This is a genomic window from Sphingopyxis solisilvae, assembly GCF_015475875.1.
GTDB lineage: Bacteria > Pseudomonadota > Alphaproteobacteria > Sphingomonadales > Sphingomonadaceae > Sphingopyxis > Sphingopyxis solisilvae.
The window spans coordinates 1-24,427 of record NZ_JADKYM010000034.1; the positions used below are offsets into that span (position 1 = coordinate 1).

Sequence of the window (24,427 nt, forward strand, 5' to 3'; positions counted from 1 at the left end):
GTCCATTCGCGACACGTTGAAGCAGCCACGCCTCGGCCCCGGCAAGGACCGGATGCGAAAGCGTCGCATCCGGCCGGCGGTATAGGCGATGATCCGATGGTCGTTCTCGAGCCGGACGCCAAAGCGTCCGTCGGGAAAAATCTCGTCAATCAGGCCGTCGAGGGTCAGCAGATCCTCTTTTGCCAAAGATCAGGCCGACTGGACGTTGACCGCAGCGGTCTTGCCGCGCTGGTCGGTTTCCAGATCGTAAGAGACGCGCTGATCCTTGTTCAGCGTCGTCATGCCGGCGCGTTCCAGGGCGGTGATGTGGACGAAATTGTCGCCCGAACCATCCTCGTTGGCGATGAAGCCATAGCCTTTTTCGGTATTGAAGAATTTTACGGTGCCAGTGGGCATGGGTCGTTCCTTTCACGGAATCGGAGTTACCACCGGCCGATGCCGATGGCGCCAGGTAGCGTGAGGAAGGAAAAGTCCGCCGCGGAGGCAAAAAAATCCGTCGTAGGCGACGATAGCTCGCCTCATATGGCAACCAACCGGCGAAAAGTCAAGAATTTCCGAAAGTTTCGGACTTTACGGCGGTTATGTCATGCGTTGGCGAGCAGCGGGAACGTCACCGAAACCCGCGTTCCGCGGCCCACTTCGCTGTCGATGTCGAGCTGCCCCTGATGCCGCTCGCCGATATGTTTGACGATCGCCAGCCCCAGGCCGGTCCCGCCGACCGAGCGGCTGCGCGCCTCGTCGACGCGGTAGAAACGCTCGGTCAGGCGGGGCAGATGATCGGGCGCAATGCCGTCGCCCTGATCCTCGACCGACAGGCGGACACGGCTCCCCTCGCGTCCCAGCGTGACGGTCACGGGCGTTCCCGCGCGGCCATATTTCATCGCGTTCGAGACGATATTGTGAGCCAGCTGGCTGAGTTGGGCTTCATCGCCAAGCATCGGCAGCGGCGTTTCGCCGAGCCTGGCAACCAGATCGGCGGCACGCGCCGGTTCGCTGTCGCTAAGCTGCGCCAGGGTGGTGCGGACGATCGCGGCCAGATCGACGGTCGTCGTCGGTCGCCGGAACCGGTCGGCCTCGACGCGCGAGATCGATAGCAGGTCGATCACCAACTGCTGCATGCGCTTTGCCTCGCGCTCGATAATCGCGAGAAAACGGTCACGGGTGGCGGCATCGGTGTCGCCGTTCATCTCCTGAAGCGTTTCGACATAGCCCAGGATGGCGGCCAGCGGGGTGCGCAGTTCGTGACTGGCATTGGCAACAAAATCCGACCGCATCCGGTCGGCGGCGTCGATGGCCGACCGATCGGACAGAAAGACCATATAATTGTCACCTGACAGCGCAGCGATGCGCATCGTCCAACGCTGGCCGGGGCGCGGGAAATCGACCAGATTGACGGTTTCCGGTATCGTTCCGCTGCCGATCCGCGAAAGCCATTCGGTCGCCGCCGGATGACGGATCGCGGTTCGCACGTCGGCGCCGACGATATGGCGGCCGAGCAGGCGGACGGCGGCGTCGTTCGCGATCGTCACGATATTGTCGGCGACGCCCAGCAGCGGCTCCTTTTCCTGGTCAACCCAATGGGTGAAATCGGGGTGACGCAGCAGTGAGCCTGACGTCGCCGGTGCGGCAGGCGATGCGCCGGCCAAGGGTTCGCTCGCCGCCGTCGGCAGCGACCCGTAAACCATTGCGACCGCGACCAGCGCGGCCGCGGCCATGATGGCAATCGACAGCGGATCGCCGCCGCTCAACGCCGCAAAAATGGCCGCGATGGCCACCATGGTAAGCGCAATGACGAGGCTGGAGAGGCGATCGAACATTGTCCTGCGCCTCGCACAAAGCGAGGGGGCGGCGCAAGGGCGTTCGGCGGCGTTAAGGTACGCGCGGCGGATGTGCCAAAGCGGGATGCGCCGCGGCTGTGCGCCCTGTTTTGCTTTTCCTTGGCGCTTCATTGGGTTATGCGCCGACCATGGACATGCGTGAAATTCCGGCCGAAAATTCGGCGCCGACCGATGAAACAATCCCGTCGCGGCGGCGGATGCTGGCGCTCGGCGCTGTCGGCGTCTCTGCGGCGTTGACCATCCGCCCGGCGTTCGCGCAGACTGCGGTATCGGTGATGAACTGCCAGATTCCGGTTCCGGGTCCAGGCGGCGTCGGACAATATATCGATGCGCAGGGCAAGCTTGTGCCGCCCGGCACCAAGGATGCGTTTCCGGGGGCCATGCGGCCCTTTACCGGCGAAGAAGTGAAGCGGGCATTCCGCGGCCAGACCTTGCCCGGAACGACGTACAACCAGTCGCAGGCCTATCTTCAGTACATCCGGCGCTTGCAGGCGGGGCAGAGCGGCTTTACCTGTTTCGCATCGATCACGACGTCACGCTGACCCTCGCTCCCTTGCTGGCGATGTCGAACGCGGCGTCGCAACCATAGGAGCTTTCGTGAAACTAGCCTCGCTCAAACAGGGGCGCGACGGCCGCCTTGTCGTCGTTTCCGACGATCTTGCCTGGTATGCCGATGCCGGCCACATTGCCCCGACGCTGCAAAGCGCGCTCGACGATTGGGCGAATGCGGCGCCGCGGCTGGCGGCGCTGGCCGAAGACCTCAATCATGATGCCATCCCCAAGGAGCGGTTTCACGAGCGCGATGCCGCCTCGCCGCTACCCCGCGCCTATCAGTGGGCGGACGGCAGCGCATATGTGAACCATGTCGCGCTGGTGCGGCAGGCGCGCGGCGCCGAAATGCCCGACAGTTTCTGGCACGACCCCTTGATGTACCAGGGCGGCAGCGACGCCTTTCTGGCGCCCCGCGATCCGATCCCGCTCGCCGACCCGGCGTGGGGCTGCGACATGGAGGCCGAAGTGGTCGTGGTCACGGGAGACGTCCCGGCGGGGATCGATGCCGTGGCGGCGCGCGACCATATCCTGCTGGTCGGGCTGACCAACGACGTGTCGCTGCGCGGACTGATTCCCGCCGAACTCGCCAAGGGTTTCGGATTCTTCCAGTCCAAGCCGTCGAGCGCGATGTCGCCGGTGTTCGTCACCCCCGATGCGCTGGGCGATCGCTGGCAGGACGGCAAGCTGCACGGCACCTTGTGCGTCGACCTGAACGGCCAGCCGCTCGGCCGCGCCGATGCGGGGGTCGATATGACTTTCGATTTCGGCGCGTTGATCGCGCATGCCGCGAAGACGCGCAACCTGGGCGCCGGGACGATCATCGGATCGGGAACCGTGTCCAACCGCGATGCCGATGGCGGCCCGGGCAAGCCGGTCGCCGAGGGCGGGCTTGGCTATAGCTGCCTCGCCGAAGTGCGGACGATCGAAACGATCCAGCACGGTGCGCCGAAAACCCCCTTCATGCAGAAAGGCGACACGGTCCGCATCTGGATGGACGACGAGCGCCATCACAGCATCTTCGGCGCGATCGAGCAGCAGGTTGCCTGAATGAAAAAGGGGCGGGAGTGATCCCGCCCCTTGTTTGTCGTTGGCGAACGGTCGCCGGGATCAGCCGAAGCTGCCGCCCGACATCGCGTCGGAGAGCGAACAGGCGGCCGGACCCAAGATGACGATGAACAGCACCGGCAGAATGAACAGGATCAGCGGCACCGTCATGATCGCGGGCAGGCGCGCTGCCTTTTCTTCGGCGCGCATCATGCGTTCGTTGCGGAACTCGGCCGAAAGGACGCGCAGCGCGCTCGCGAGCGGCGTGCCGTACTTCTCGGTCTGGATCATGGTTGTTACCACACCCTTCACCGATTCCAGATCGACCCGGTAGGCGAGATTCTCGAATGCCTGGCGGCGTTCGGTCAAAAAGCCGAGTTCGATCGAGGTCAGCGCAAATTCCTCGCCCAGTTCGGGGTAGGCGCGGCCCAGTTCCTTCGACACGCGCGAAAAGGCGCTATCGACGGTGAGGCCGGCCTCGGCGCAGATCACGAGCAAGTCGAGGGCGTCCGGCAGACCTTTGCGAATGGCGTCGGTCCGCTTGGCGCGCTTGTTCTGCACGAACAGGTCGGGCGCTTTGTAGCCGAGGATCAACGCCGCCATCGTCGCGCCCGAGCGCTTGAACGGGGTGAGGTCGGGCCACATGTCGATGCCGTAGATCAGGAAGGCGGCGAGGCCGCCAAAAACGATCGGCAGCACCAGCCGACCAAAGATCACGGCGACCGCAAGATCTTTCGACCGGATACCGGCTTGCGCCAGCTTTTGCTGGACCTCCTTGATCTGTTCCTCTTGCAGCACTTGCAGCTTGCCGAGAAAGGTCCGCATCTTGTCGGCATGCTGGTTCTTGCGGACCAGTTTCGCCCGGCGCTTGGCAGTCGATGCCGTGATCCCCGCCTTCAACTGCTCGCGGCGGTCGTTCAGCGCCTTGACGCGCTTGGTCATCGGGTTGCTGACGGTCAACGCGCCGTAAATGGCGACCAGGACGGCGAAGACGCCGACCGCCGCCAGCAGCGTACCGGCCCATACGACGTCGATACCCATCAGTTTCGGGCCGGACTGCGCTCCGGTGAAAGCGAGAAGGAGGCTGCTGTTCATCGATTATGCCCCCTCAGATTTCAAAGCTGATCATTTTGGCCATGATCCCGGCGCCGATGCTCATCCAAACCAATCCGCCGAGCCCGGTGATGATAAGCCGTGGTTCATAGAAAAATCCGGCGAGGTACGAAGGATTCATGCTCCAGACGACGCCGAAAACGAAGAAGGGCAGCGCGCCGACGATATAGGCCGAAGCCTTGGCTTCCGACGACATCGCACGAATCTTCAGCTTCATTTGCGCGCGCTTGCGCAGCACGTCGGACAGGTTGGACAGTGTTTCCGCCAGGTTGCCGCCGGTTTCGCGCTGGATCTGGATCGTGATGCAGAAGAACTGGAATTCCGGCGTCCCGAGCATCTCGGCCGATTCCTGAAGGGCAGCCTCCATCGTGTTGCCGATGCGGATGCGTTCGACGACACCTTTGAACTCCTCGCCGACCGGGCCCGGCAATTCCTGGCTGACGACCTGAAACGTCTCGGTCACCGGCAGGCCGGACCGCAGACCGCGTACCAGCAGGTCGATTGCGTCGGGGAAGCGGGCGTTGAACTTGGTGACCCGTTTTTTGATGGCGCGGCTCACAACCAGATAGGGCAGGCCGAGGCTGAGAAAGAGTCCGATCATCGCCGCCATCGTGAACGGCGCGCGAACGACCAGCAAGCCGCCCGTCACGACGACAAACAGTCCCATCGTTGCAAACATATATTGGGTAAGCGTCCAGCCTTTGCCGGTCCGGCGCAGGCGCTTTTCCATCTCTTCGCGGCGCGGCATCAGATTGGCCAGCGACGAACTGCCGCCGAGGCCGCCTGCCTGGATGGTTTTGCGCATCTGCGCCGCCACCACCGCTTCGGTCGAGGCAGCGTGACGGTCCTTGACCATCGCCAGTCGCCGCGACTTTGCCTTGCCCGCCGACGGCCCCCCGAGCAGGATCACGAGAAGGCCGAAGGCCAGGAAGGCGCCCGCAATGATAAGGATGACTGGCAGGTTCATATCGGCAGTTGTCCGCTTCTATTGCTTATATGGTGACGGCTCTTTGGCCGATCCCCGTCACGCCCCCTGTTTGGCGCCCTTTTTCGTCATCAGGCTAAGCTTGGCGAGCAGCGAGCCGCCCGATTTGCCTTTTGCCGACGCTGCCGCAGCCTCGTCGGCTTCGATATCGGCGCCGTCGAGAACCAGGCGCGTCAGGTTAGCCCACGCCTGCGCCGCCTTCGTGCCCTTGCAAACTTCGGCGTAGGATTTGCCGAGCTTTGCGGCTTGGCTGACCAGCTTGGGGTCGAAAGGAATGACGATGTCGATCGGGCGTTCGATCGAGGATTCGAACTCTTTGCGCGACAGCTCGCCGATCGCGTTCTGGAACTTGTTGGCAACCAGAATTACCCGCGCGCCCGGAACATTCTGTTTGAACCACGACAGCAGGCGGATGGTGTCGCGCGCAGCCGCGAGTGTCACATCGCTGACGAGCAGGATCGTGCCGGCTTCCGACACCAGGTGCGGGAAGGGGATGAGGACCTGACGCGGCAGGTCGACGATCGTCATTTCGAACGCGCCGCGCAGTTCTTCCTCGAGCTGGAAGAAAGCCGAACCATCGGTCATCACCGGCTGGTGAATCGGTGCTTCGGCCGACAGCAGGCTGAGCTTGTCCGACGCGCGCACCATCGCACGCTCGATGAACAGACCGTCGATGCGGCTGGGATTGTCGATGGCATCGATCAGTCCGCGACCGGGTTCGAGGTCGAGCGTCAGCGCCCCGGTGCCGAAATGGACGTCGAGGTCGAGCAATGCGGTCTGACGACCTGCTTGTTCGCTCATCGCCCAAGCGAGCGACGTCGAAACCAGCGACGCGCCGACCCCGCCACGCACGCCGACCACCGCCATCATGTGATGCGGTTTGTCATCGTGCATTTCGGCATGTTTGGGAGCCGTCAGCATCGCCTGCGCCATGGTAAGGGATTCGCGTACCTGATCGACCGACAGCGGTTTCAGCAGATAGTCCTGAATGCCGCTCGACAAGAGGTCGCGGTACAGCCGCACATCGTTGACCTGTCCGGCGGCGATCACGACCGTTCCCGGTTCGCAGACTTCCGCCAGCGCGTTGATGTCGTTGATCGGATCGCCCGATTCCGACATATCGACGAACAGAATGTTCGGGCTCGCCGACACCGAAAGCGATTGCACGGCGTTGCGCAGGCCGCCTTTGTTGCACTTTTCGATCGGCCAACCCATGTCGCCGACGGCAACGCGGATCAGTTCCAACGTGTCGTCGTCGCACACAAAGGCATTGAACGGATCACGCAATCCGGCGGCTTTGAAAGGAGCGTTCACTGGCCACCTCCCCCGTTGCTGGTTGGTTCGCGGCTTATCTGGCCGGACGCCCCTGTTTGCGGACGCTCACGATAGGTTTTGATCGCCCGTGTCGCGGTCGCCGGATCGTGACGATCGTCGCGCGCGCCCTTGATCAGGTCGTTCGGGTCGGCAACCATCGCGGCGATATTGCTGTTCGTGGCGCAGCCGTAGTTGGACGACGTCGCATTGGCCGTGTTGATCGCCGATTTGCTCGCCCAATCGGGGCAGCCGGGAACGTGGGCCGAAGCGCGTGTCACAACGACCCGCAGATGACCTTGCGGCACCGCACCGGTGGTCACGGGGACGTCGTTGCTGACAAGCAGGCCGCGGCGTTCGATCACCGACCGGATGGTCGCCTGCGCCGATGTGGCGCCATAAACCGACGGGTCTTCGATCGCGATGCGGTCGCCGTAACGGACGCCCATCGCGTCCAGCCAGCCCTGCAGGCGACCCTGTTCGCTGGGCGGCAATTCACCGTTCGATGCCGCGACGTCGAATTGATAGATCGCGTTGCGGACGACCGGCTGGTGAACCGAATCAAGACTGCGGTTGCTGTAGGCAGCGCCCGTGCATCCGGCGAGCGACGTGGCAAGAGCCAGGACGGTCCAAGTTGCAATTTTCTTCATCATTTTGCTCCTGAAATCCTGTGCGTCACTTGATGCTGAAGCCCGGCGATGCGTCGCCGCTGCCGCGTGGTCGGTCGGCGTCGCCAACACTGGTATCGAGCCGCGGCTTCGGTCGGTCGCCGCCCGTCACGCCGTTGGCATCCTGGTTGAGCAACAGGCGGGACAGGTCGTCCGAGTTCTGGAAGGCATCGGTCGGCAGTTTGATCTCGTTCGCCGATACCGGGTTCACCAGATAGGGCGTCACGACGATCACCAACTCGGTTTCGCCACGGCGGAAACTGTCCGATTTGAACAACATGCCAAGCAGCGGCACGTTGCCCAGACCCGGCATCTTGTCGATCGCGCCGATCGACCGGTTGTTCATCAACCCCGCGATCATGAAGCTTTCGCCCGATCCCAGTTCGACCGTCGTTTCCGCACGCCGAATGGTTAGCGCGGGGATCTGGAAGCCTTCCATCTGGATCGCACCCTCGGTCGACAGTTCCGACACCTCGGGGCGGACGCGCAAGCTGATCCGGCCGTTGGACAGGACCGTCGGCGTATAGGCCAGGCTGACACCATATTTGCGATATTCGATCGTGGTCCCGGCCAGGTTGCCGGGGATCGGAATGGGAAACTCGCCACCTGCCAGGAAATCGGCGGTTTCGCCCGAAATCGCCGTCAGGTTGGGCTGCGCCAAAGTAGCCACCATGCCGGAACGCTCGCCCATGTCGAGCGAGGCGATCAGGTCAAGGCCGAACAGGCGTCCGGCACCGGCCAGGGTGCTGGTGCCGGGGCGGTTGGCAATGGCATAGCTGGTGCTGCCGTCGGGATTGTAGGTAATCGTCCCCGCGCTGCGGCCGCTGAACACCCCGCCCAGGAAGCCGTTGCCGAGCGGCCCGTCGCGATCGCGGGTCAGCAGGTTACCGCTGATTTCCTTTACCAGCGAGCGGTTCACTTCGGCGATGCGGACCTGCAGATTGACCTGCAGCGGCGTTGCGGTGCGCAGGCGCGACAACACCTTGGTCTGTTCGCCGACGAACGCCTGGACCAGCCGTTCGGCCTCCGCGGCGTCGTCGGGCGACTGGACGGTGCCGGTCAGCAGGACAAAGCCGTTCATGGTGTTGGCCGAGATGTTGGCCTCGGGCATCGCGAGCGACAGCATCTGGTCGATGGTCTCGATATTGTTGCCGACGCGGGCGACGGTCGAAAACACCACCCGGCCACCGGCGTCGGTGGCGTAGATGCTGGTTTCACCCGGCTTTTTGCCGAAGATGTAAAGCTGGCGACCCGAGCGGACCTGGACGTCGGCGACTTCGTCGTTGGCGACGAAAACATCGCTCATCGTCGCGGGCAGGCTGATCAGGCGACCGCGGCCGACCGACAGATCGATGCTGCTGCTGGCGTTCTGGGTTGCCTGAGCGACGGCCGGCGCCGAGGGAGCAGAGACCAGGGTCGCTGCCACCAGGCCGACGGCCAGGGTGCGGGCCAGGGCCACTGCCGTGAATTTGGCTTTGCTGTTCATCTTACTTACCCCCAACCGGAACTTCGGTCATCTTGTCGCCGCGGGTCACGCGGACCACCGGGCCGCTGGGCACGGCAGGTCCGTAATTGCCCCCTTGCGGCGTCGCGACGGCTCCACCCTGTTGCTGCGGACGCGATCCGCCGCCTCCAACGCGGCCGCTGACCGGGATCCAGAAGCGCGATACGTCGCCACCCGTCGTCGCCGTCTTTGCGGTGACCGGCCGTGCCTGTGCCTGTGCCATCATGCGGCGTTCGGCGGCGGCGTCGCCCTTTGCCGGAACGCTGATCTCGCCCGACGCGATGGCGGCTTCGAGTTCGCCGCTGCTTTCGGCAAGCGGACGCAGTGCGAGCGACAATTTGCCCATATTTTGTGCCACGGCGATGCGCTCGGCGAGTTCCGGCGTCGCTTCGAGCGTGACCGAGCCGAAGGTGTTGACCGGCGTTTTGCCGCTTTCGTCTTCGGCGTTGTAGCGCTGGTCGGTCGCCAGCACGCGGACGTTGCGGACGATCGTTTCAGCAGTGAAGATCTGGTCGTCGGGGTAGGAGCTGCCTTCCTTGACGTCGATGGTCTGCGCGAGCAGCACGTCGACGCGGTCGCCCGGAAAGACGAAACCGGCGACGCCCTGTTCCTGGCTGACCTTGACGGTCACCGCGCGCATCCCCGGGCCGAGCGCCGCGGCAAGGAAGCCGCGATCGTCGGGATGAACGAGCGCGCCCTGCGTCAGCGGCTGGCCAGCGGTGATCGGATAGCGCACGACGGTGCCGACCAGCGTGTTGACGTCGGTCTTTTCCTTCACGAAATACGCTTTTTCGACGAGTTCCTTCGGCCACGGCTGAAAACGGAAGCTGTCGGGGCCGATGATCGTCCCCACCGGCAGTTGCCGCGTCGCGACGAGGATCATCGGACCGGTGATTTCGGGGGCAGCTGCCGCCCGAGCTTCCGGTGCGCTGGCCCCGCGCATCATCTGGTTGACCCCGAATGCCGCCCCGATGGCAATCACCAGCGCGCCGACGATCAGCATAATCTTTCGCGTATCCATGACGATTTTTCGCCTCCTAAACCCCGCCAGAGACGGCGGTGTTTGCCCTCAGTCTCATCCGATAGACTGAAACTGGTTAAGATATTGTTGGTGAAGCGCCCAAAGTCCGGCCGCCGCGATGGCGACCCCGTAGGGCACCTCCACCGGCTGGTCGGAACGACGCAGTTTCATATGTATAAGCATGATCGCCGACAGGATCCCGCCGCCGATTGCCATGACGGTCAGGGCGGGCAGGAACAGCGGCAGCGGCACCCACAGCATCACCGCGCCGATCATCTTGACATCGCCGCCGCCCATGGCGCCGATTGCGAACAGGCCGGCAAAGACCAGGAACACCGCAAATGCCGCACCGAATTGCACCGGCACATCGGGCCAGAATGACAGCCCGCTGGCGATCCAGAACGGAATGGCGAGCAACGCCATCGCGGCGTTGAGCTCGTTCGAAATGGTGCGGGATTTCAGGTCGCTGATCGCCGCAGCGATCATCAACAAGCCAAGGATGGCCATCAGGCCAAGGGAGATCATGCCGCTGGTCATCGTCACCCCCTTACGCAACATGGCTTACCAAAGAGTAACCATGATGGCGGGCGGTGCGGCGGCTTGCATTCCGCCCCGCACAGGATATGCGCCGCAGCATGACCGACATGCTGCCCTCTGCCACCGACGTTTTGATCGTCGGCGCGGGTATTGCGGGTGCCAGCCTGGCGGCGGCGCTGGCGCCCTGGCGGCGGGTGATGCTGGTCGAGGCGGAAGACACGCCGGGATATCACGCCACCGGACGATCGGCGGCATTCTGGCACGAAACCTATGGCGGACCAGTCGTGCAGCCATTGTCGATGGCCTCGTTCGAAACGCTCGCCAATCCCGCGCCCGAATTTTCGGACCGCGGTTTTTTATCGCCGCGCGCGGCGCTGACGATCGGACATCGCACGGAGGCGGCCGCGGTTGATACCTTTGCCGCCGGATTCGCTGCCCAAGGCGTTGCGATCGAGCGAATTCACCGCGGACAGATCGCTCGTCGTATCCCGGGAGTTCGGGCTGACTGGACCGAAGCCGCCTATGAGGCGGCGTGCAGCGACATCGACGTTGGGGGGCTCCACGCCGCCTATCTGCGCGCCGCGCGCCGCGCCGGGGCGGTGCTGGCAACCCGCGCTCCGTTTCAATCGGCACGCCGTGTCACGGGCGGGTGGGCGGTGCAGTTTGCAGGGCACGCGCTTCACGCCGAGACAATCGTCAACGCCGCTGGCGCGTGGGCCGACCAGATTGCATCGGCGTGCGGGATCGGCCCGGTCGGTATCCAGCCTTATCGCCGCACGCTTGCCCAGTTACGATTGGCGGTCCCGGTGCCTGCCGAACTGCCGCTGGTGATCCACGTCGGTGGGGAATTTTACTTCAAGGGCGAAGCGGAGGGACGCATCTGGCTGAGCCCGCACGACGAAACGCCGGTCGAGCCGCACGATGTTGCGCCCGAAGAGATGGACGTCGCCATCGCCATCGACCGGCTGCAATCGGTCGTCGACTGGCCGATTGCGGCAGTCGAGCGGAAATGGGCGGGTCTGCGGAGCTTTGCGCCCGACCGGATTCCCGTGTTCGGCGCCGATCCGTGCGACCCGGGCTTCGTCTGGTGCGCGGGGCAGGGCGGCTTCGGTATCCAGACGGCGCCTGCGATCGCAGCGCTGCTTGCGGAACAACTAGGCGCGCCACCGGCCGCAGGCGCGATCGGCAGGGTCGATCCTGCGCCCTTTGCCGCGACACGGTTCGCCTGATTCATTCGCCGCTTGCAGATAGTTGCGCCCGGGCTACCATGATGTGCCGCGCCATGCCCGGCGCGGCCTGGACCCGTGGAGGATGGCATGGCCCATTATTTCGAAATCAAGAAAAACAAGGCAGGCGAGTTCGTCGCCTATTTCAAATATAACAGCGAAACGATCTTCTGGACCGAAGGCTATTCCAGCAAGGCCAATGCGATTAACGCAATCGAGTCGGTCAAGAAAAATGGCCCGGGCGCCGAAACGCGCGAAGCGGAATAGGGTCGTCGGCGCGGGTGTTCAGCGCGCCCGCGCGACTTCCAATGCGGCGTCGCTGGCGAGTTGATCGGCGAGTTCATTGTCGCCGTGACCCGCGTGACCCTTGACCCAGAGCCATTCGATATCATGGCGTTGGGCCTCTGCGATCAGGCGCTGCCACAGGTCGGCGTTGGCGACCGGTTTTTTGGCTGCAGTTTTCCAGCCGTTCTTTTGCCAGCCATAGATCCATTTGGTGATGCCGTCGCGGACATAGACGCTGTCGGTCGACAGTTCGACCTTGCACCGGCGCTTCAGCGCGGCGAGCGCTTCGATCGCGGCCATCAATTCCATCCGGTTGTTCGTCGTGTCGGGTTCGCCGCCCGACAGCTTTTTCACCACGTCGCCCCAGCGCAGCACGGCACCCCAACCGCCGGGACCGGGATTGCCCTTGCATGCGCCGTCGGTGGCGACGATCACCGTTTTCTTTGCCTGTTCCGTCATTCGGCAAACAGGCTGGCGGCGTCGTCGGCGCGATAGCGCAGCAGGCGGGCGAGGAAAGGCGAGGGGTCCTTGCGCGTCACCAGCGCGTCGGCGGGCGTGTGGACCCAGTCATGCGCGCGCGTCAGGAGGAAGCGGAGCGCCGCGCCGCGCGCCAGGGTCGGCAAGGCGGCGCGCTCGGCATCGCTCAGGACAATCTCGCGCGCGTAGCCGCGCATCAGCGCCTGCGCGCGCGCCGGGTCGCAGGTGCTGCCATCGGCCGAAAAGGTCCAGGCCGCATGGGTGATCGCCAAGTCATAGGCGCGGAAATCGGTGGCGGCGAAATAGAAGTCGATCAGCCCCGTCACCCGGTCGCCGAGCATCAGGACATTGTCGGGAAACAGATCGGCGTGGATGACATGCGCGGGCAGGTCCGTCGGCCAGCGCGCGTCGATGAAGCCCAGCTCTTCATCTACGATCGCCTGCAAGCCCGGCCGGACCGTGTCGAGATGCCCCGTGGTATTGGCGATATCGCGCCAATGACGGTGGCCCATGCTGTTTTCGCGCGCTCCGCCATAACCGGCCAGCGCGCGGTGCATCGCGCCGAGCGCGGCGCCCGCGGCCTCGCACTGCGCCCCGGTCGGATGGGTCAGTGAGATGCCGGACAGAAACTGGATGATGCACGCCGCGCGGCCTGAAATCTGCTGAACGGCGATGGCATCGCGGTCGCGGATCATCGCGGGGACGGGCGAACCGCTCGCTGCCAGATGATCGAGCAGATCGACAAAGAAGGGCAGATCGCCTTCGAGTACACGCTTTTCGTAAAGGGTCAGGATGAAACGCCCGGTGGTCGTTTCGAGCAGGAAGTTGCTGTTTTCGACGCCTTCGGCGATGCCCTTGCACGACAGCACACTGCCGATGTCGTACCGCGCGACCAGCGCCGCCAGATCGTCGGGGTCGACGTGGGTATAAACCGCCATCAGTTCGGTGTTGCTTCAAGCCCGCGGGGGAGCTTGAACACCATATTTTCCTCGGCAGTCACCACGACTTCTTCGACCAGCGGGCGGTTCTCGGCGATGGCGTCGATGACTTCGCGGACCAGCGTTTCGGGCGCGCTGGCGCCTGCGGTGATGCCCAACGTCGAGATGCCCGCCAGCCAGGCGGGGTCGACGTCGGTGCCGCGCTGGACGAGGTGCGCGGGGGTGCCCATCCGTTCGGCCACCTCGACCAGCCGCAGGCTGTTCGAGCTGTTCGGTGCGCCAATCACGATCATGCGGTCGCAGTCGCCCGCGATCGCCTTGACCGCATCCTGGCGGTTCGACGTGGCGTAGCAGATATCCTCGCCGCGCGGCCCGGTGATCGCGGGAAAACGGTGCTGGAGCGCCGCGACAATATCGCGCGTATCGTCGACCGACAAAGTGGTCTGGGTCAGGAACGCCAGCGTGTCGGGGTCGGCGGGCGTAAGTGCCGCGACATCATCGACCGATTCGACCAGCGTCATGGCACCCTGGGGGAGCTGCCCCAGCGTCCCGATCACTTCGGGATGTCCGGCGTGGCCGACAAAGATGATATGGCGGCCCGCCTCGTGCGCGCGTTCGGCCTGCCGGTGGACTTTCGACACCAGCGGGCAGGTCGCGTCAATGTAATCAAGGCCGCGCATTTCGGCCTTCGCGGGCACTGCCTTGGGCACGCCGTGGGCGCTGAACACCACCGGCACGCCGTCGGGCACCTGGTCGAGCGATTCGACAAAAATCGCGCCCTGCGCCTTCAGGCTGTCGACGACATAACGATTGTGGACGATCTCGTGCCGGACATAGACCGGCGCACCATAACGCTCGATCGCCAGTTCGACGATGCGGATCGCCCGATCGACCCCGGCGCAAAAGCCGCGCGGCGCGGCGATCAAAACCCTGAGTTCGGCCGTTTCGCTGCCGCCGGGACGCGGTGTCGGGTGGGGTGCGTTCATGATGGCCGCGCTCTAGCGCAGCATGAGGGGGCGGGTAAAGACGTTCGTCCGTGTTGCGCCGCGTTCATCGCACCGATAAGAAGCGGCGCGCATGAAGCGAAGCCGTCTCGCAACATGCCACCGCCCGGCCGGGCGCCTGTTTGGAAAGTTCGATTATCATGATGCCCACTATGTTCGCGTCCCGTAAGTTTTTGACCGTGCTGTGCGGCACGGCGACCATGGCGATGGTGGCGGGCTGCGCAAAGGACAATGAAATCGACGTGGCTGGCGGGGTCGGGATCACCGCCACGCGCAGCGCCTGTCCGGCGGTTGCGGTACCGCTGCACACCGGCGACATCACGCTGTTCGATCCGGCGACCAGCCGCGATGCACGCGCGATTGATGTCGTCGCTGCGATCACCAATGTGACGCCGCAGTGCAATGACGAAGGCGAGAAAGTCTATCAGCTGGCAAGCTTCGAGGTGGTGGCGACGCGGCGCGATGCCGGTCCCGCACGCACCATCACCTTGCCTTATTACGGGACCGTTTTGCAGGGCGGCACCGCCGTGGTTGCCAAAAGGCTGGGCAATGTGGCGGTGACGTTCCCTGAAGGACAGACGCGTGGCACCGGACGCGGACAGGCGTCGGCCTATGTCGACCGCGCCGCCGCGACGCTGCCCGCCGATATTCAGGAACGCATCACGCGCCGCCGCAAGGCGGGCGACCAGGATGCCGCGATCGATCCGCTCAGCCTGCCCGAGGTACGCGCCGCGGTGCAGCGCGCGAGCTTTGAATTGCTGATCGGTTTCCAGCTGACGCAGGAACAGCTTGAATATAACGTCCGACGATAAAGATCGCGGCGGCGCGTCGGCGCCGCGCGCCTTGCCCGGCCCCGCCCGCCGATCCGGCGACGCGGGGCTTTTCGCGCCCGCCGAGCTGCGATAGGGCGCCCCCAACAGTTTTTGATACAGATAGGCCAAGCCCCGTGACCCTGTTCAGCCGTTTTTCCGACCATATCGGCACCGCGCTCGATGCGCTGGCGGCCAAAGGCGCCTTGCCCAGCGGGCTCGATCGTTCCGCGATCAGCGTCGAGCCGCCGCGCGATCCCGCGCATGGCGATGTCGCCACCAACGCCGCGATGGTGCTCGCCAAACCCGCCGGAATGAACCCGCGCGTTCTCGCCGAATTTCTGGTCGGCGAACTGGCCGCGATCGACGAGGTCACCGAGGCCAGCGTGGCGGGGCCGGGGTTCATCAACCTGCGGCTGGCCGATGACAGCTGGCGCGGCGAACTCGCGCTGATCCACCGCGAAGGCGGCGATTACGGCCGGTCGGCGATGGGGCAGGGGCGCCGCGTCAACGTCGAATATGTGTCGGCGAACCCGACCGGCCCGATGCACGTCGGCCATTGCCGCGGGGCCGTGGTCGGCGACGCGCTGGCCGCACTGCTGGAATATTCGGGGCATGCCGTGACCCGCGAATATTATGTCAATGACGCGGGCGCGCAGGTCGATGTGCTCGCGCGGTCGGTGCATATGCGCTATCGCGAAGCGCTGGGCGAAGATGTCGGTCCGGTACCCGAGGGGCTGTATCCGGGCGATTATCTGATCCCCGTCGCGGGCAAGCTGGCGACCGAATATGGCGACCGTTTCGTCCAGGCCCCCGAAAGTGCGTGGCTCGGCCTGTTCCGCGCCGAGGCGGTCAGCGCGATGATGGACATGATCCGCGCCGACCTGGCCAAGCTGGGCATTCATCACGACCTGTTTTCGTCCGAGGCCGAATTGCAGGCCGCGGGCAAGCCGGCCGCGGCCGAACAATGGCTGCGCGCGCATGATCTGGTCTATGACGGGGTGCTCGAAGCGCCGAAGGGTGAAACGCCCGAGGATTGGGAACCGGTCGAACTGCCGCTGTTCCGCTCCACCCGGTTCGGCGACGACCAGGACCGGCCAATCAAGAAATCCGACGGCAGCTGGACTTATTTCGGCGCCGACCTGGCCTATCATTTCCAGAAGGCCGAGAGCGCCGACGAGCTGATCGACATCTGGGGTGCCGACCATGCGGGCACGGTCAAGCGGATCAAGGCCGCGGTCGCGGCACTGACCGGCGGCCAGAAGAAATTCGACGTCAAGCTGGTGCAGATGGTGCGGCTGCTCAAAAATGGCGAGCCGTTCAAGATGTCGAAGCGTGCCGGCAATTTCGTCACGCTCGCCGACATCGTCGACGAAGTCGGCAAGGACGCGGTGCGCTTCACGATGCTCACGCGCAAGGCCGATGCGCAGATGGATTTCGACTTTGCCAAGGTGGTCGAGGCGTCGCGCGACAATCCGGTCTTTTACGTCCAATATGCCCACGCGCGGATCGCTTCGCTGAAGCGCAAGCTGGCGGAGGCCGGGGTCGCCGAAGCCGAGCCGAACGCGGCACGCTTCGACGACTATGAGCTTGGCCTGGTCAAGCTGCTCGCGCAGTTCCCGCGGACCGTCGAAGCTGCGGCGCTGGCGCGCGAACCGCACCGCATCGCGTTCTACCTCGCCGACGTCGCGGCGGCGTTCCACGCCTGGTGGAACCTTGGTAACGATCGGCCCGACGCCCGTGTCATAATGGCAAATGATCCCGAACTGACAGCGACGCGCCTTTATCTGGCCGACGGAATCGGGCAAGTTATCCGCAACGGGCTGCACCTGATGGGGGTAGAGGCGGTCGAGGAGATGAATTGATGGCCGAGGACAAGAACGCCGATCAGGGTGATGCTGGGCTGGGGCTGGACAATGAAGACCGGCTGCCGTGGCTGGAGGCGGCCGACGGGTTCGAGGACGAGGGCGAGGTATCGCCCGCGCGCCTGCTCGTCATGGTGCTGGGCGGCCTGCTGCTGATCGGTGCGGTATTGGGCGGCCTGTGGTGGGTTCAGAATGGCGGCAAGCGCGACAGGGGCGAACTGATCGCGGCGCAGGGCGGCGATTACAAGGTTGCGCCGAAGAATGACGGTGCCAAAGCGTTCGAGGGGGAAGGCGATGCCAGCTTCTCGGCAAGCGAGGGCGCGGAGCCAGCGGGCAAGGTTGATCCGACGCGGATGCCCGAGGAACCCGCGGTAACGCCCCAGGAACGCGAAGCGGCAGCTGCCAAGGCCGCCGCCGACCGGGCCGCAGCGGCAAAGGCCAAATCGGCTGCCGCGGCGCCCAAGGAACAGCAGAAGCCCGCCGCCGTCGCCGCCAAGGCACCCGAAGCAGCGGCCAAAGCAGAACCCGCGCCGGCCGCAGGAGCGGCGATGGTGCAGCTCGGTGCGTTCAGCAGCGAGGCCGCGGCGGCGAAGGCGTGGACGAACCTGTCGAAGCGTTTTGCCTATCTGGGCGATCTGAACAAATCGGTTTCGCCGGCGAAGGTCGGCGATAGCACCGTCTATCGTTTGCGGGTATCGGCGGGAACGGCAGCTAACGCATCGAATTTGTGCGGAAAATTGCGCGTCGCCGGGGAAAATTGCGTCATCGTCCGCTGATTCGCACCACTTGACCGCAGACTTCGTTGGTGCGGCCCGCCGTCTATGGCATAGTGCGCCAGACGGCCCCCGCGTGATGGGGCGGTGGCCGATGGAGTTGGATGAACGATGATACCCGCCATTTTCGGCCTGTCGGGACTGACCCTTACCGACGATGAACGCGCCTTTTTCCGCGACAGCGACCCCGCGGGCTATATCCTGTTCGGGCGCAATATCGCCAACCGCGAGCAATTGCGACGTCTGACCGACGAACTGCGGGCGATCGACGGGCGGGCGGACCTGCCGATCCTGATCGACCAGGAGGGCGGGCGCGTCGCGCGGATGAAATCGCCCGAATGGCCGGACTTTCCGAGCGGCGCGACGTTTGACGCGCTTTACGAGCGGGCGCCGGCGAGCGCGATCGAGGCAGCGCGACTCAACGCCATGGCGCTGGCCGCGATGCTGACCGAGGTCGGCATCAACGTCGATTGCCTGCCGCTGCTCGACGTGCGCCAGCCGGGCGCCAGCGAAGTGATCGGCGACCGGGCGCTGGGCAGCGAACCGATGCGCGTCGCGGCGCTGGGCCGCGCTATATTGGGCGGGTTGCAGGACGGCGGCGTGGTCGGCATCGTGAAGCATATTCCCGGCCATGGCCGCGCGCTGCTCGACACGCACGAAGCGCTGCCGGTAGTGACCGTGTCGGATCGCGAGTTGCAGACCGACCTCGCCCCGTTCGCGGCGCTGCGCGATGCGGCAATGGCGATGACCTGTCATGTGATATTCGAAGCATGGGACCCCGACCGCCCGGCGACGCTGTCGCCGGTCATCATCGACAGCGTAATCCGTCAGCGGGTCGGTTTCCACGGCCTGCTGTTGTCCGACGATCTCGATATGAAGGCGTTGTCGGGCGATGTCCCGTCGCGGGCCGCCGCAGCCGTCGCTGCGGGATGCGATATTGCGCTCAATTGCTGGGGACGGATGGACGACATGGTCGGGATCGCCAACGCGCTCGATCCGATCAGCACCGTGTCGCGCGCACGGCTGGAGGGGGCGATGGACCGGATTTCGGGGGCGACCGGCGGGCGGGCCTTTGCTACGCTAGTCGACCAGCGCGACGCGCTGCTCGCGGTCGCCTGAGGCGTCGGTGGACGAGCTGGCGCTAGATTTTGAACCGATCGCGCCGCCGCCGGAAACCGGCGATGCGTTGCAGCTGTCGCTCGAAAGCTGGGAAGGGCCGCTGGACCTGTTGCTGGCGCTGGCGCGCAGCCAGAAGGTCGACCTCAAGCAGATTTCGATCCTGGCGCTGGTCGAGCAATATCTGGCCTTCATCGCCGAAGCGCGCGAGCTGAAGCTGGAGGTCGCGGCCGACTATCTGGTGATGGCCGCGTGGCTCGCTTACCTCAAATCGGCGCTGTTGCTGCCCAAGGATCCGCTGGAGGATCCCTCGCCCGACGAACTGGCGCTGCGGCTGCAATTGCGGTTGCAACGGCTTGCCGCGATGCGCGAGGCGGCGGCGCGGCTGCTGGCGCGCGACCGGATCGGCCGCGACGTGTTCCTGCGCGCGAAGCCCGAGGGATTGCGCGACGTCAAGCTGCGCCGCTGGGATGCCAGTCTTTACGACCTGCTCGCCGCTTATGGTCAGGTGAAACTGCGCACCGAACCGGTGGTTCATATGGTGTCGCGGCGCCCGGTGGTGACGCTGGACGCGGCGCTGCATCATCTCGAGCGGCTGATCGGCGTCCAACTCGACTGGGCGGAGCTTTCGGCGTTTCTGCCGCCCGATTATGTGGGGCCGTTGCGCCGGTCGGCCATCGCTTCAAGTTTTGTTGCGGCGCTCGAACTGGCAAGGCAGGGCCGCGTCGAGCTGAAACAGGAGGAGGCGTTCGAGCCGCTCTTTCTGAAAGCGGCCCAAACAGGATATCAGTCCGCATGATCGACGATCTGGAGCGCGCCGTCGAGGCGATGTTGTTCGCAAGCGATACGCCGCTCGACGCGCGGCAGCTGGCGGGCCGATTTGGCGATGCGGTGACGCCGGGGCAGGTGAAAGCGATCGTCGAGGCGATCGCCGCGCGCCATGCGGGGAGCGGGATCGAGCTTGTCGAGCGCGGCGGGCATTGGCATTTCCAGACCCCCGCCGATCTGGCGCACCTGCTGCGGCGCGAGCGCGACGATCCGCGTAAATTGTCGCGTGCCGCGGCCGAGGTGCTGGCGATCGTCGCTTATCACGAGCCGGTCAGCCGCGCCGAGATCGAGGCGATCCGTGGGGTTCAAACGTCGAAGGGTACGCTCGACGTGCTGATGGAGGCCGAGTGGATCGCGCCCGCGGGACGCCGCGAGGTTCCGGGGAGGCCGCTCATCTACAAGACCACCGACGCCTTTCTGCAACATTTCGGGCTCACCAGCCGCAAGGATTTGCCGGGAATCGAGGATCTGCGCGCCGCGGGGCTGCTCGATCCCGTCGACCTGGCATTCGAAGAAGCCATGGGCGAGCTGGACCTAGTAAAAGACGGCGAAGAGGCCTAGATGAGCCCTTCAAGGAGAAATCGAGATGGGTAGCTTTAGCATCTGGCACTGGCTTGTGGTCGGGATTCTGGTCCTGCTGTTGTTCGGCAAGGGCCGTTTCTCGGACATGATGGGCGATGTCGCCAAGGGTATCAAAAGCTTCAAGAAGGGCATGGCCGAGGATGATGGCGCGAGCCCCGCGCCCAAGCAGATCGAAGGCCAGCGCGCACCCGACGCCACTCCGATGCCGACGCCGACAGCCGAGCACGACAAGCTCTGACCCTCGTCGAACTGCGGGGTAGCCCAGTTTCATGTTCGACATTGCGCCCACCGAGCTGTTGCTCGTCATCGTGGTGGCTCTGGTCATTATCGGCCCCAAGGATTTGCCGAAGGCGATGCGCTTCGTCGGCAAATGGATGGGCAAGGCGCGCGGGATGGCGCGCCACTTCCGCTCGGGGCTCGACACGATGATGCGCGAGGCCGAGCTGGAAGAACTTGAAAAACAGTGGCGCGAGCAGAATGACGCGATCATGCGCGAGTTTCCGCGGATCGACGACGTGAGTGTGCCTGCTCCGCAACCCGCGGCCGATACGACGGTCGAAGCGGCCGCAAAACAGGGCGATGATGCGCCCCGGACCACCGAAAACCCAGAGACGCATGTGGTACCGCCGCGCGACGGGCCGCTGCCATGACCGCCGAAACGCCGGTCACGACCAGCGAGGAAGACGGCGCGGGGGGCAAGATGCCGCTGCTCGACCATCTGATCGAGCTGCGTTCGCGGTTGCTCAAATCGCTGGTCGCGATTGCGCTGGCCTTTGGCGTCTGTTTCTATTTTGCCGAACCGATCTTTTCGATTCTGGTGCAGCCGCTGGTTGCCGCGGGGCAGGGCAAGATCATCTATACGCAGCTGTTCGAGGCCTTTTTCGTGCAGATCAAGGTCGCTTTTTTTGCGGCGATGATGATCGCCTTTCCGGTGATCACCAACCAGCTGTGGAAATTTGTCGCGCCGGGCCTGTATCGCAAGGAGAAGCGCGCGCTATTGCCCTTTCTGTTCGCGACCCCGGTGCTGTTTACCCTGGGGGCGTGCGTCGCCTATTTCATCACCGTGCCGGTGGCGCTGAGATTCCTGCTCGGCTTTCAGGGTGACATGGGCGGGATCCAGCAGGAAGCGCTGCCGTCCGTCGCCAATTACCTGAGTTTCATCATGCAGTTCATCATGGCGTTCGGGATCGCGTTCCTGCTGCCGATCTTTCTGATGCTGATCGAACGGTCGGGGCTGGTGACGCGCGATCAACTGGTGTCGGCGCGGCGCTATATGATCGTCGCCGCCTTTGCGATTGCGGCGGTCGCGACGCCGCCCGATATATTGAGCCAGTTCCTGCTCGCGGTGCCGTTGATCCTGCTTTACGAAATTTCGCTGTTCGCGATCTGGTTCACCCAGCGCCGACGCAAAACAGGCGCCGAAGCGGCGCCTGTCGAGCCTCGCGAAGAGGCTTAGGGTAAGCGGATAATTCGATCAGATGGCGCGATCGGCGGCGTCGCCGACCGATTCAATATCCCGTCCGACGCCCTTCACCGTATTGCAACCGGTGACGACGACACTGGCCAGAATGGCGAGAATGATAGCGCGGAAACTGGTCATTGTAACGAACCTCTTCAGAACTGGATGCAAAATGGCCCGGCGCGCTTTCGAGGGGGGGGAGGGAAATGCGGGCCGGGCCAATGTTGCTGAGCAGCGCTGCGGGGGGGGCGATGATCGCTGCTCGAATGGGAAACGAACAATTCCGCGCATAAGTTCCCGAAAAAAATGCGGGACCGAAAATTTTTCCAAACTTTTTTCGGCGGGCTGGAATCAATATTTGATTCCAGTATTTTGATCAGGCGAGCGTGGTTAGCCCGCTCGCCACCGCGAGGCCGAGAAAGGCCAGAAAGCCCATCGAGTCGGTCGTCATCGTCACAAAAATCGAGCTGGCGACCGCCGGGTCCTGATCGAGCCGGTCAAGCAAGAGCGGGATCGCGACCCCTGCGACCCCCGCGACGAATATGTTCACCACCATCGCCGCGGCGATCACCGCCCCGAGTTGGGGGTTGGCGAACCAAAGCGCGGTTGCCGTTCCCGCAAGCAGCGCGATCGTTGCGCCATTGAGCAGCGCGATCTTCATCTCGCGCCAGATCGCGCGCCAGCTGTTCGAATCGGTCAGCTGGTTCATCGCGAGCGCGCGGACGGTCACCGCCAGCGTCTGGGTTCCGGCATTGCCGCCAACCCCCGCGACGATGGGCATCAACACCGCCAGCGCGACCATCTGTTCGATCGCACCGCCGAAATAGCCGATGATCGACGAGGCGACGAGCGCGGTGCCCAGGTTGGCGACGAGCCAGCGCACCCGCGCGCTATAGGTTTCGCGGATCGGTTCGTTGATGTCGCCGTCGCCCGCGCCCGACAGGCGCAAGATGTCTTCGCCCGCTTCTTCCTGAATGATGTGGACGATGTCGTCGACGGTGATCATGCCGACGAGGCGTCCCGACTTGTCGACGACAGCGGCCGAGATCAGCGCATATTTCTGGAACCGCAGCGCGACCTCTTCCTGGTCCATATCGACCGGGATCAACGTCTGTTCGCGTTTCATCACGTCGCTGATCGCGATGTCGCGCGGGGTACGGAGGATCCAGCTGAGCTGGCAGGTGCCGACCGGGCGGTGCATCGGATCGACGACATAGATTTCCCAGAAATCACTGGTCAGATCGGTATCTTCGCGCAGCCGGTCGATCACGTCGCCGACGGTGACATGTTCGGGCACCGCGACCAGGTCGCGCTGCATCAGGCGCCCGGCGGATTCCTCGGGGAAGGAGAGCGCGTCCTCGATTGCGGCGCGATCCTCGGGCTCCATCGCGTCGAGCACCGCTTGCTGCTCGTCCGCCTCCATATCCTCGATGATCGCGACGGCGTCGTCGGTATCGAGTTCGGACGCCAGTTCGGCGACCTGTTCGGGGGCGAGAAGGTCAATCAGTTCTTCGCGAACATAATCGTTCATTTCCGCCAACACGTCGGCGGAGAGCATGTCGCCGAGCACGGCGGCCAGCATCGGGCGTTCGTCGCTGCGCGCCAGTTCGAACAGGTCGGCGATGTCGGCGGGATGGAGGCGCCCGATGCGTTCGCGTGCGGCTTCGCCTTCGCCCGCTTCGGCAAGGTCGAGCACGTCGCGGACGAATGCGGGTTTCAGCCGGTCGTCTTCGTCGAGTTCGGTTCCGGCGTCGCGGGCGGCGGCTTCGCGGTCGAGATCGTCGGCGATGGCGACATTTTCGGCCGACCGGGAATCTTCGCGGTTGTCCATCGCGCGGTCCTCCCTGTCTGAGCCGGCAGGAGGCCGGCGGGCCGTGCCATCCCCCTAGTCCCCGCGTCGCCCGATGGCAACGCCGGCGACAGCCGATCCGAAGAAATGGGTGGCTTTGACCGTATCACCCGTTATGGCACCGCGCATCTTTGCACAGGAGCCTCCTCATGACCGACCAGACCCTCACCCTTTCGCTGTCGACCGGCGATGTCGTCATTCGCCTGCGCCCCGACCTGGCGCCGCTGCACGTCGAGCGCATCACCCAGCTGGCAAGCGAGGGTTTTTACGACGGGGTCGTGTTCCACCGGGTCATCCCCGGATTCATGGCGCAGGGCGGCGATCCGACCGGCACCGGCATGGGCGGCAGCGAGCTGCCCGACCTGCCGCAGGAGTTCAACAGCGAACCGCACGTTCGCGGCGTGTGTTCGATGGCGCGCGCGCAGAACCCGAACAGCGCGAACAGCCAGTTCTTCATCTGTTTCGACGACGCGCGCTTTCTCGATAACCAGTATACGGTGTGGGGCGAAGTGATCGAGGGCATGGACAATGTCGATGCGCTGCCCAAGGGCGAACCGCCGCGCGAGTCGAACCATCGATGCGCGACGCCATGCTTGGTCAGCAGGTCACGCATGGCGTAAACGCTGCGGTCCATCGCCGCGCC

Annotated in this window: 28 protein-coding genes and 1 pseudogene; 14 read left to right on the top strand and 15 right to left on the bottom strand. The window is 64.5% G+C overall.

Going from position 1 to position 24,427, the window contains the following annotated elements; translation table 11 throughout:
- From IR187_RS16920 to IR187_RS15805, 3 genes and pseudogenes are all read right to left on the bottom strand, one after another.
- A pseudogene (locus IR187_RS16920) lies at positions 1–186 on the bottom strand (hypothetical protein); the annotation flags it as partial.
- Between the two features lie 3 nt (positions 187–189).
- Complete coding sequence (locus IR187_RS15800) at positions 190–396, bottom strand: cold-shock protein (RefSeq protein WP_194955537.1); 207 nt, start codon at positions 394–396, stop codon at positions 190–192.
- A gap of 188 nt (positions 397–584) precedes the next feature.
- On the bottom strand, positions 585–1,817 hold the full coding sequence (locus tag IR187_RS15805; protein ID WP_194955538.1) for a sensor histidine kinase: 1,233 nt from the start codon (positions 1,815–1,817) through the stop codon (positions 585–587).
- Positions 1,818–1,966: 149 nt separating this feature from the next.
- Here IR187_RS15805 and IR187_RS15810 point away from each other — a divergent pair, with 149 nt between their 5' ends.
- Both IR187_RS15810 and IR187_RS15815 read left to right on the top strand, forming a co-directional pair.
- The gene (locus tag IR187_RS15810; protein ID WP_194955539.1) at positions 1,967–2,380 is read left to right on the top strand and encodes a hypothetical protein; all 414 of its coding nucleotides are present in this window, start codon (positions 1,967–1,969) and stop codon (positions 2,378–2,380) included.
- Positions 2,381–2,435: 55 nt separating this feature from the next.
- Entirely contained in the window at positions 2,436–3,437 is a 1,002-nt protein-coding gene (locus IR187_RS15815; protein ID WP_194955540.1) for a fumarylacetoacetate hydrolase family protein, read from the top strand.
- A 60-nt stretch (positions 3,438–3,497) separates the two neighbouring features.
- Here the strand turns inward: IR187_RS15815 and IR187_RS15820 are convergent, their stop codons facing one another.
- From IR187_RS15820 to IR187_RS15850, 7 genes are read right to left on the bottom strand one after another with little or no spacing between them, the layout of a single operon-like run.
- The gene (locus tag IR187_RS15820; protein WP_194955541.1) at positions 3,498–4,529 is read right to left on the bottom strand and encodes a type II secretion system F family protein; all 1,032 of its coding nucleotides are present in this window, start codon (positions 4,527–4,529) and stop codon (positions 3,498–3,500) included.
- 13 nt (positions 4,530–4,542) lie between these two features.
- The gene (locus tag IR187_RS15825) at positions 4,543–5,514 is read right to left on the bottom strand and encodes a type II secretion system F family protein (RefSeq protein ID WP_194955542.1); all 972 of its coding nucleotides are present in this window, start codon (positions 5,512–5,514) and stop codon (positions 4,543–4,545) included.
- 57 nt (positions 5,515–5,571) lie between these two features.
- The gene (locus IR187_RS15830) at positions 5,572–6,846 is read right to left on the bottom strand and encodes an AAA family ATPase (protein WP_194955543.1); all 1,275 of its coding nucleotides are present in this window, start codon (positions 6,844–6,846) and stop codon (positions 5,572–5,574) included.
- A complete protein-coding gene (locus tag IR187_RS15835; protein WP_194955544.1) occupies positions 6,843–7,493 on the bottom strand; it encodes a CpaD family pilus assembly protein in 651 nt (216 codons plus the stop codon). The genes IR187_RS15830 and IR187_RS15835 overlap by 4 nt, the downstream gene beginning before the upstream one ends.
- 25 nt (positions 7,494–7,518) lie before the next feature.
- Positions 7,519–8,997, bottom strand: a complete 1,479-nt coding sequence (locus IR187_RS15840) for a type II and III secretion system protein family protein (protein WP_194955545.1) — start codon at positions 8,995–8,997, stop codon at positions 7,519–7,521.
- Between the two features lies 1 nt (position 8,998).
- Entirely contained in the window at positions 8,999–10,036 is a 1,038-nt protein-coding gene (cpaB, locus tag IR187_RS15845; RefSeq protein ID WP_194955546.1) for a Flp pilus assembly protein CpaB, read from the bottom strand.
- Between the two features lie 54 nt (positions 10,037–10,090).
- A complete protein-coding gene (locus IR187_RS15850) occupies positions 10,091–10,573 on the bottom strand; it encodes an A24 family peptidase (RefSeq protein ID WP_194955547.1) in 483 nt (160 codons plus the stop codon).
- Positions 10,574–10,671: 98 nt separating this feature from the next.
- On the opposite strand from IR187_RS15850, the gene IR187_RS15855 reads away from it, so the two are divergent.
- Both IR187_RS15855 and IR187_RS15860 read left to right on the top strand, forming a co-directional pair.
- The gene (locus IR187_RS15855; protein ID WP_194955548.1) at positions 10,672–11,802 is read left to right on the top strand and encodes an NAD(P)/FAD-dependent oxidoreductase; all 1,131 of its coding nucleotides are present in this window, start codon (positions 10,672–10,674) and stop codon (positions 11,800–11,802) included.
- Positions 11,803–11,889: 87 nt separating this feature from the next.
- Positions 11,890–12,066 (top strand): YegP family protein, encoded by a 177-nt coding sequence (locus tag IR187_RS15860; RefSeq protein ID WP_194955549.1) that lies wholly within the window; start codon positions 11,890–11,892, stop codon positions 12,064–12,066.
- A gap of 18 nt (positions 12,067–12,084) precedes the next feature.
- Here the strand turns inward: IR187_RS15860 and rnhA are convergent, their stop codons facing one another.
- From rnhA to ispH, 3 genes are read right to left on the bottom strand one after another with little or no spacing between them, the layout of a single operon-like run.
- The gene (rnhA, locus tag IR187_RS15865; RefSeq protein ID WP_194955550.1) at positions 12,085–12,543 is read right to left on the bottom strand and encodes a ribonuclease HI; all 459 of its coding nucleotides are present in this window, start codon (positions 12,541–12,543) and stop codon (positions 12,085–12,087) included.
- Positions 12,540–13,499 carry a homoserine kinase gene (gene thrB / locus IR187_RS15870; protein ID WP_194955551.1) on the bottom strand — a complete coding sequence of 320 codons (960 nt, stop codon included), beginning with the start codon at positions 13,497–13,499 and terminating at the stop codon, positions 12,540–12,542. The genes rnhA and thrB overlap by 4 nt, the downstream gene beginning before the upstream one ends.
- Positions 13,499–14,485, bottom strand: coding sequence for a 4-hydroxy-3-methylbut-2-enyl diphosphate reductase (ispH, locus tag IR187_RS15875; RefSeq protein ID WP_194955552.1), 987 nt, complete (start codon positions 14,483–14,485; stop codon positions 13,499–13,501). Before ispH ends, thrB begins: the two co-directional genes overlap by 1 nt.
- Before the next feature lie 170 nt (positions 14,486–14,655).
- On the opposite strand from ispH, the gene IR187_RS15880 reads away from it, so the two are divergent.
- From IR187_RS15880 to tatC, 9 genes are all read left to right on the top strand, one after another.
- Positions 14,656–15,315, top strand: coding sequence for a hypothetical protein (locus tag IR187_RS15880; protein WP_407699094.1), 660 nt, complete (start codon positions 14,656–14,658; stop codon positions 15,313–15,315).
- 134 nt (positions 15,316–15,449) lie between these two features.
- Positions 15,450–17,177: an arginine--tRNA ligase gene (gene argS, locus IR187_RS15885; protein WP_194955554.1), complete on the top strand. Its 1,728-nt coding sequence runs from the start codon at positions 15,450–15,452 to the stop codon at positions 17,175–17,177.
- Positions 17,177–17,953, top strand: coding sequence for an SPOR domain-containing protein (locus IR187_RS15890; RefSeq protein WP_194955555.1), 777 nt, complete (start codon positions 17,177–17,179; stop codon positions 17,951–17,953). Before argS ends, IR187_RS15890 begins: the two co-directional genes overlap by 1 nt.
- A 108-nt stretch (positions 17,954–18,061) precedes the next feature.
- On the top strand, positions 18,062–19,069 hold the full coding sequence (nagZ, locus tag IR187_RS15895) for a beta-N-acetylhexosaminidase (protein WP_194955556.1): 1,008 nt from the start codon (positions 18,062–18,064) through the stop codon (positions 19,067–19,069).
- 7 nt (positions 19,070–19,076) lie between these two features.
- Positions 19,077–19,865 (top strand): segregation and condensation protein A, encoded by a 789-nt coding sequence (locus tag IR187_RS15900; RefSeq protein ID WP_194955557.1) that lies wholly within the window; start codon positions 19,077–19,079, stop codon positions 19,863–19,865.
- Positions 19,862–20,455, top strand: a complete 594-nt coding sequence (scpB, locus tag IR187_RS15905) for an SMC-Scp complex subunit ScpB (protein WP_194955558.1) — start codon at positions 19,862–19,864, stop codon at positions 20,453–20,455. Before IR187_RS15900 ends, scpB begins: the two co-directional genes overlap by 4 nt.
- Positions 20,456–20,480: 25 nt before the next feature.
- The gene (locus IR187_RS15910) at positions 20,481–20,714 is read left to right on the top strand and encodes a twin-arginine translocase TatA/TatE family subunit (protein ID WP_194955559.1); all 234 of its coding nucleotides are present in this window, start codon (positions 20,481–20,483) and stop codon (positions 20,712–20,714) included.
- Between the two features lie 31 nt (positions 20,715–20,745).
- Positions 20,746–21,126 (top strand): Sec-independent protein translocase protein TatB, encoded by a 381-nt coding sequence (gene tatB, locus IR187_RS15915; RefSeq protein WP_194955560.1) that lies wholly within the window; start codon positions 20,746–20,748, stop codon positions 21,124–21,126.
- Positions 21,123–21,932, top strand: coding sequence for a twin-arginine translocase subunit TatC (tatC, locus tag IR187_RS15920; protein WP_194955561.1), 810 nt, complete (start codon positions 21,123–21,125; stop codon positions 21,930–21,932). Before tatB ends, tatC begins: the two co-directional genes overlap by 4 nt.
- A gap of 18 nt (positions 21,933–21,950) precedes the next feature.
- Here the strand turns inward: tatC and IR187_RS15925 are convergent, their stop codons facing one another.
- Together IR187_RS15925 and mgtE are read right to left on the bottom strand one after the other, a co-directional pair.
- Entirely contained in the window at positions 21,951–22,076 is a 126-nt protein-coding gene (locus IR187_RS15925; RefSeq protein ID WP_194955562.1) for an entericidin A/B family lipoprotein, read from the bottom strand.
- Positions 22,077–22,311: 235 nt separating this feature from the next.
- Positions 22,312–23,766: a magnesium transporter gene (mgtE, locus tag IR187_RS15930; protein WP_194955563.1), complete on the bottom strand. Its 1,455-nt coding sequence runs from the start codon at positions 23,764–23,766 to the stop codon at positions 22,312–22,314.
- Positions 23,767–23,933: 167 nt separating this feature from the next.
- Between mgtE and IR187_RS15935 the strand changes: the two genes are divergently transcribed.
- Positions 23,934–24,404: a peptidylprolyl isomerase gene (locus tag IR187_RS15935; RefSeq protein ID WP_194955564.1), complete on the top strand. Its 471-nt coding sequence runs from the start codon at positions 23,934–23,936 to the stop codon at positions 24,402–24,404.
- Positions 24,405–24,427: the final 23 nt, after the last annotated feature.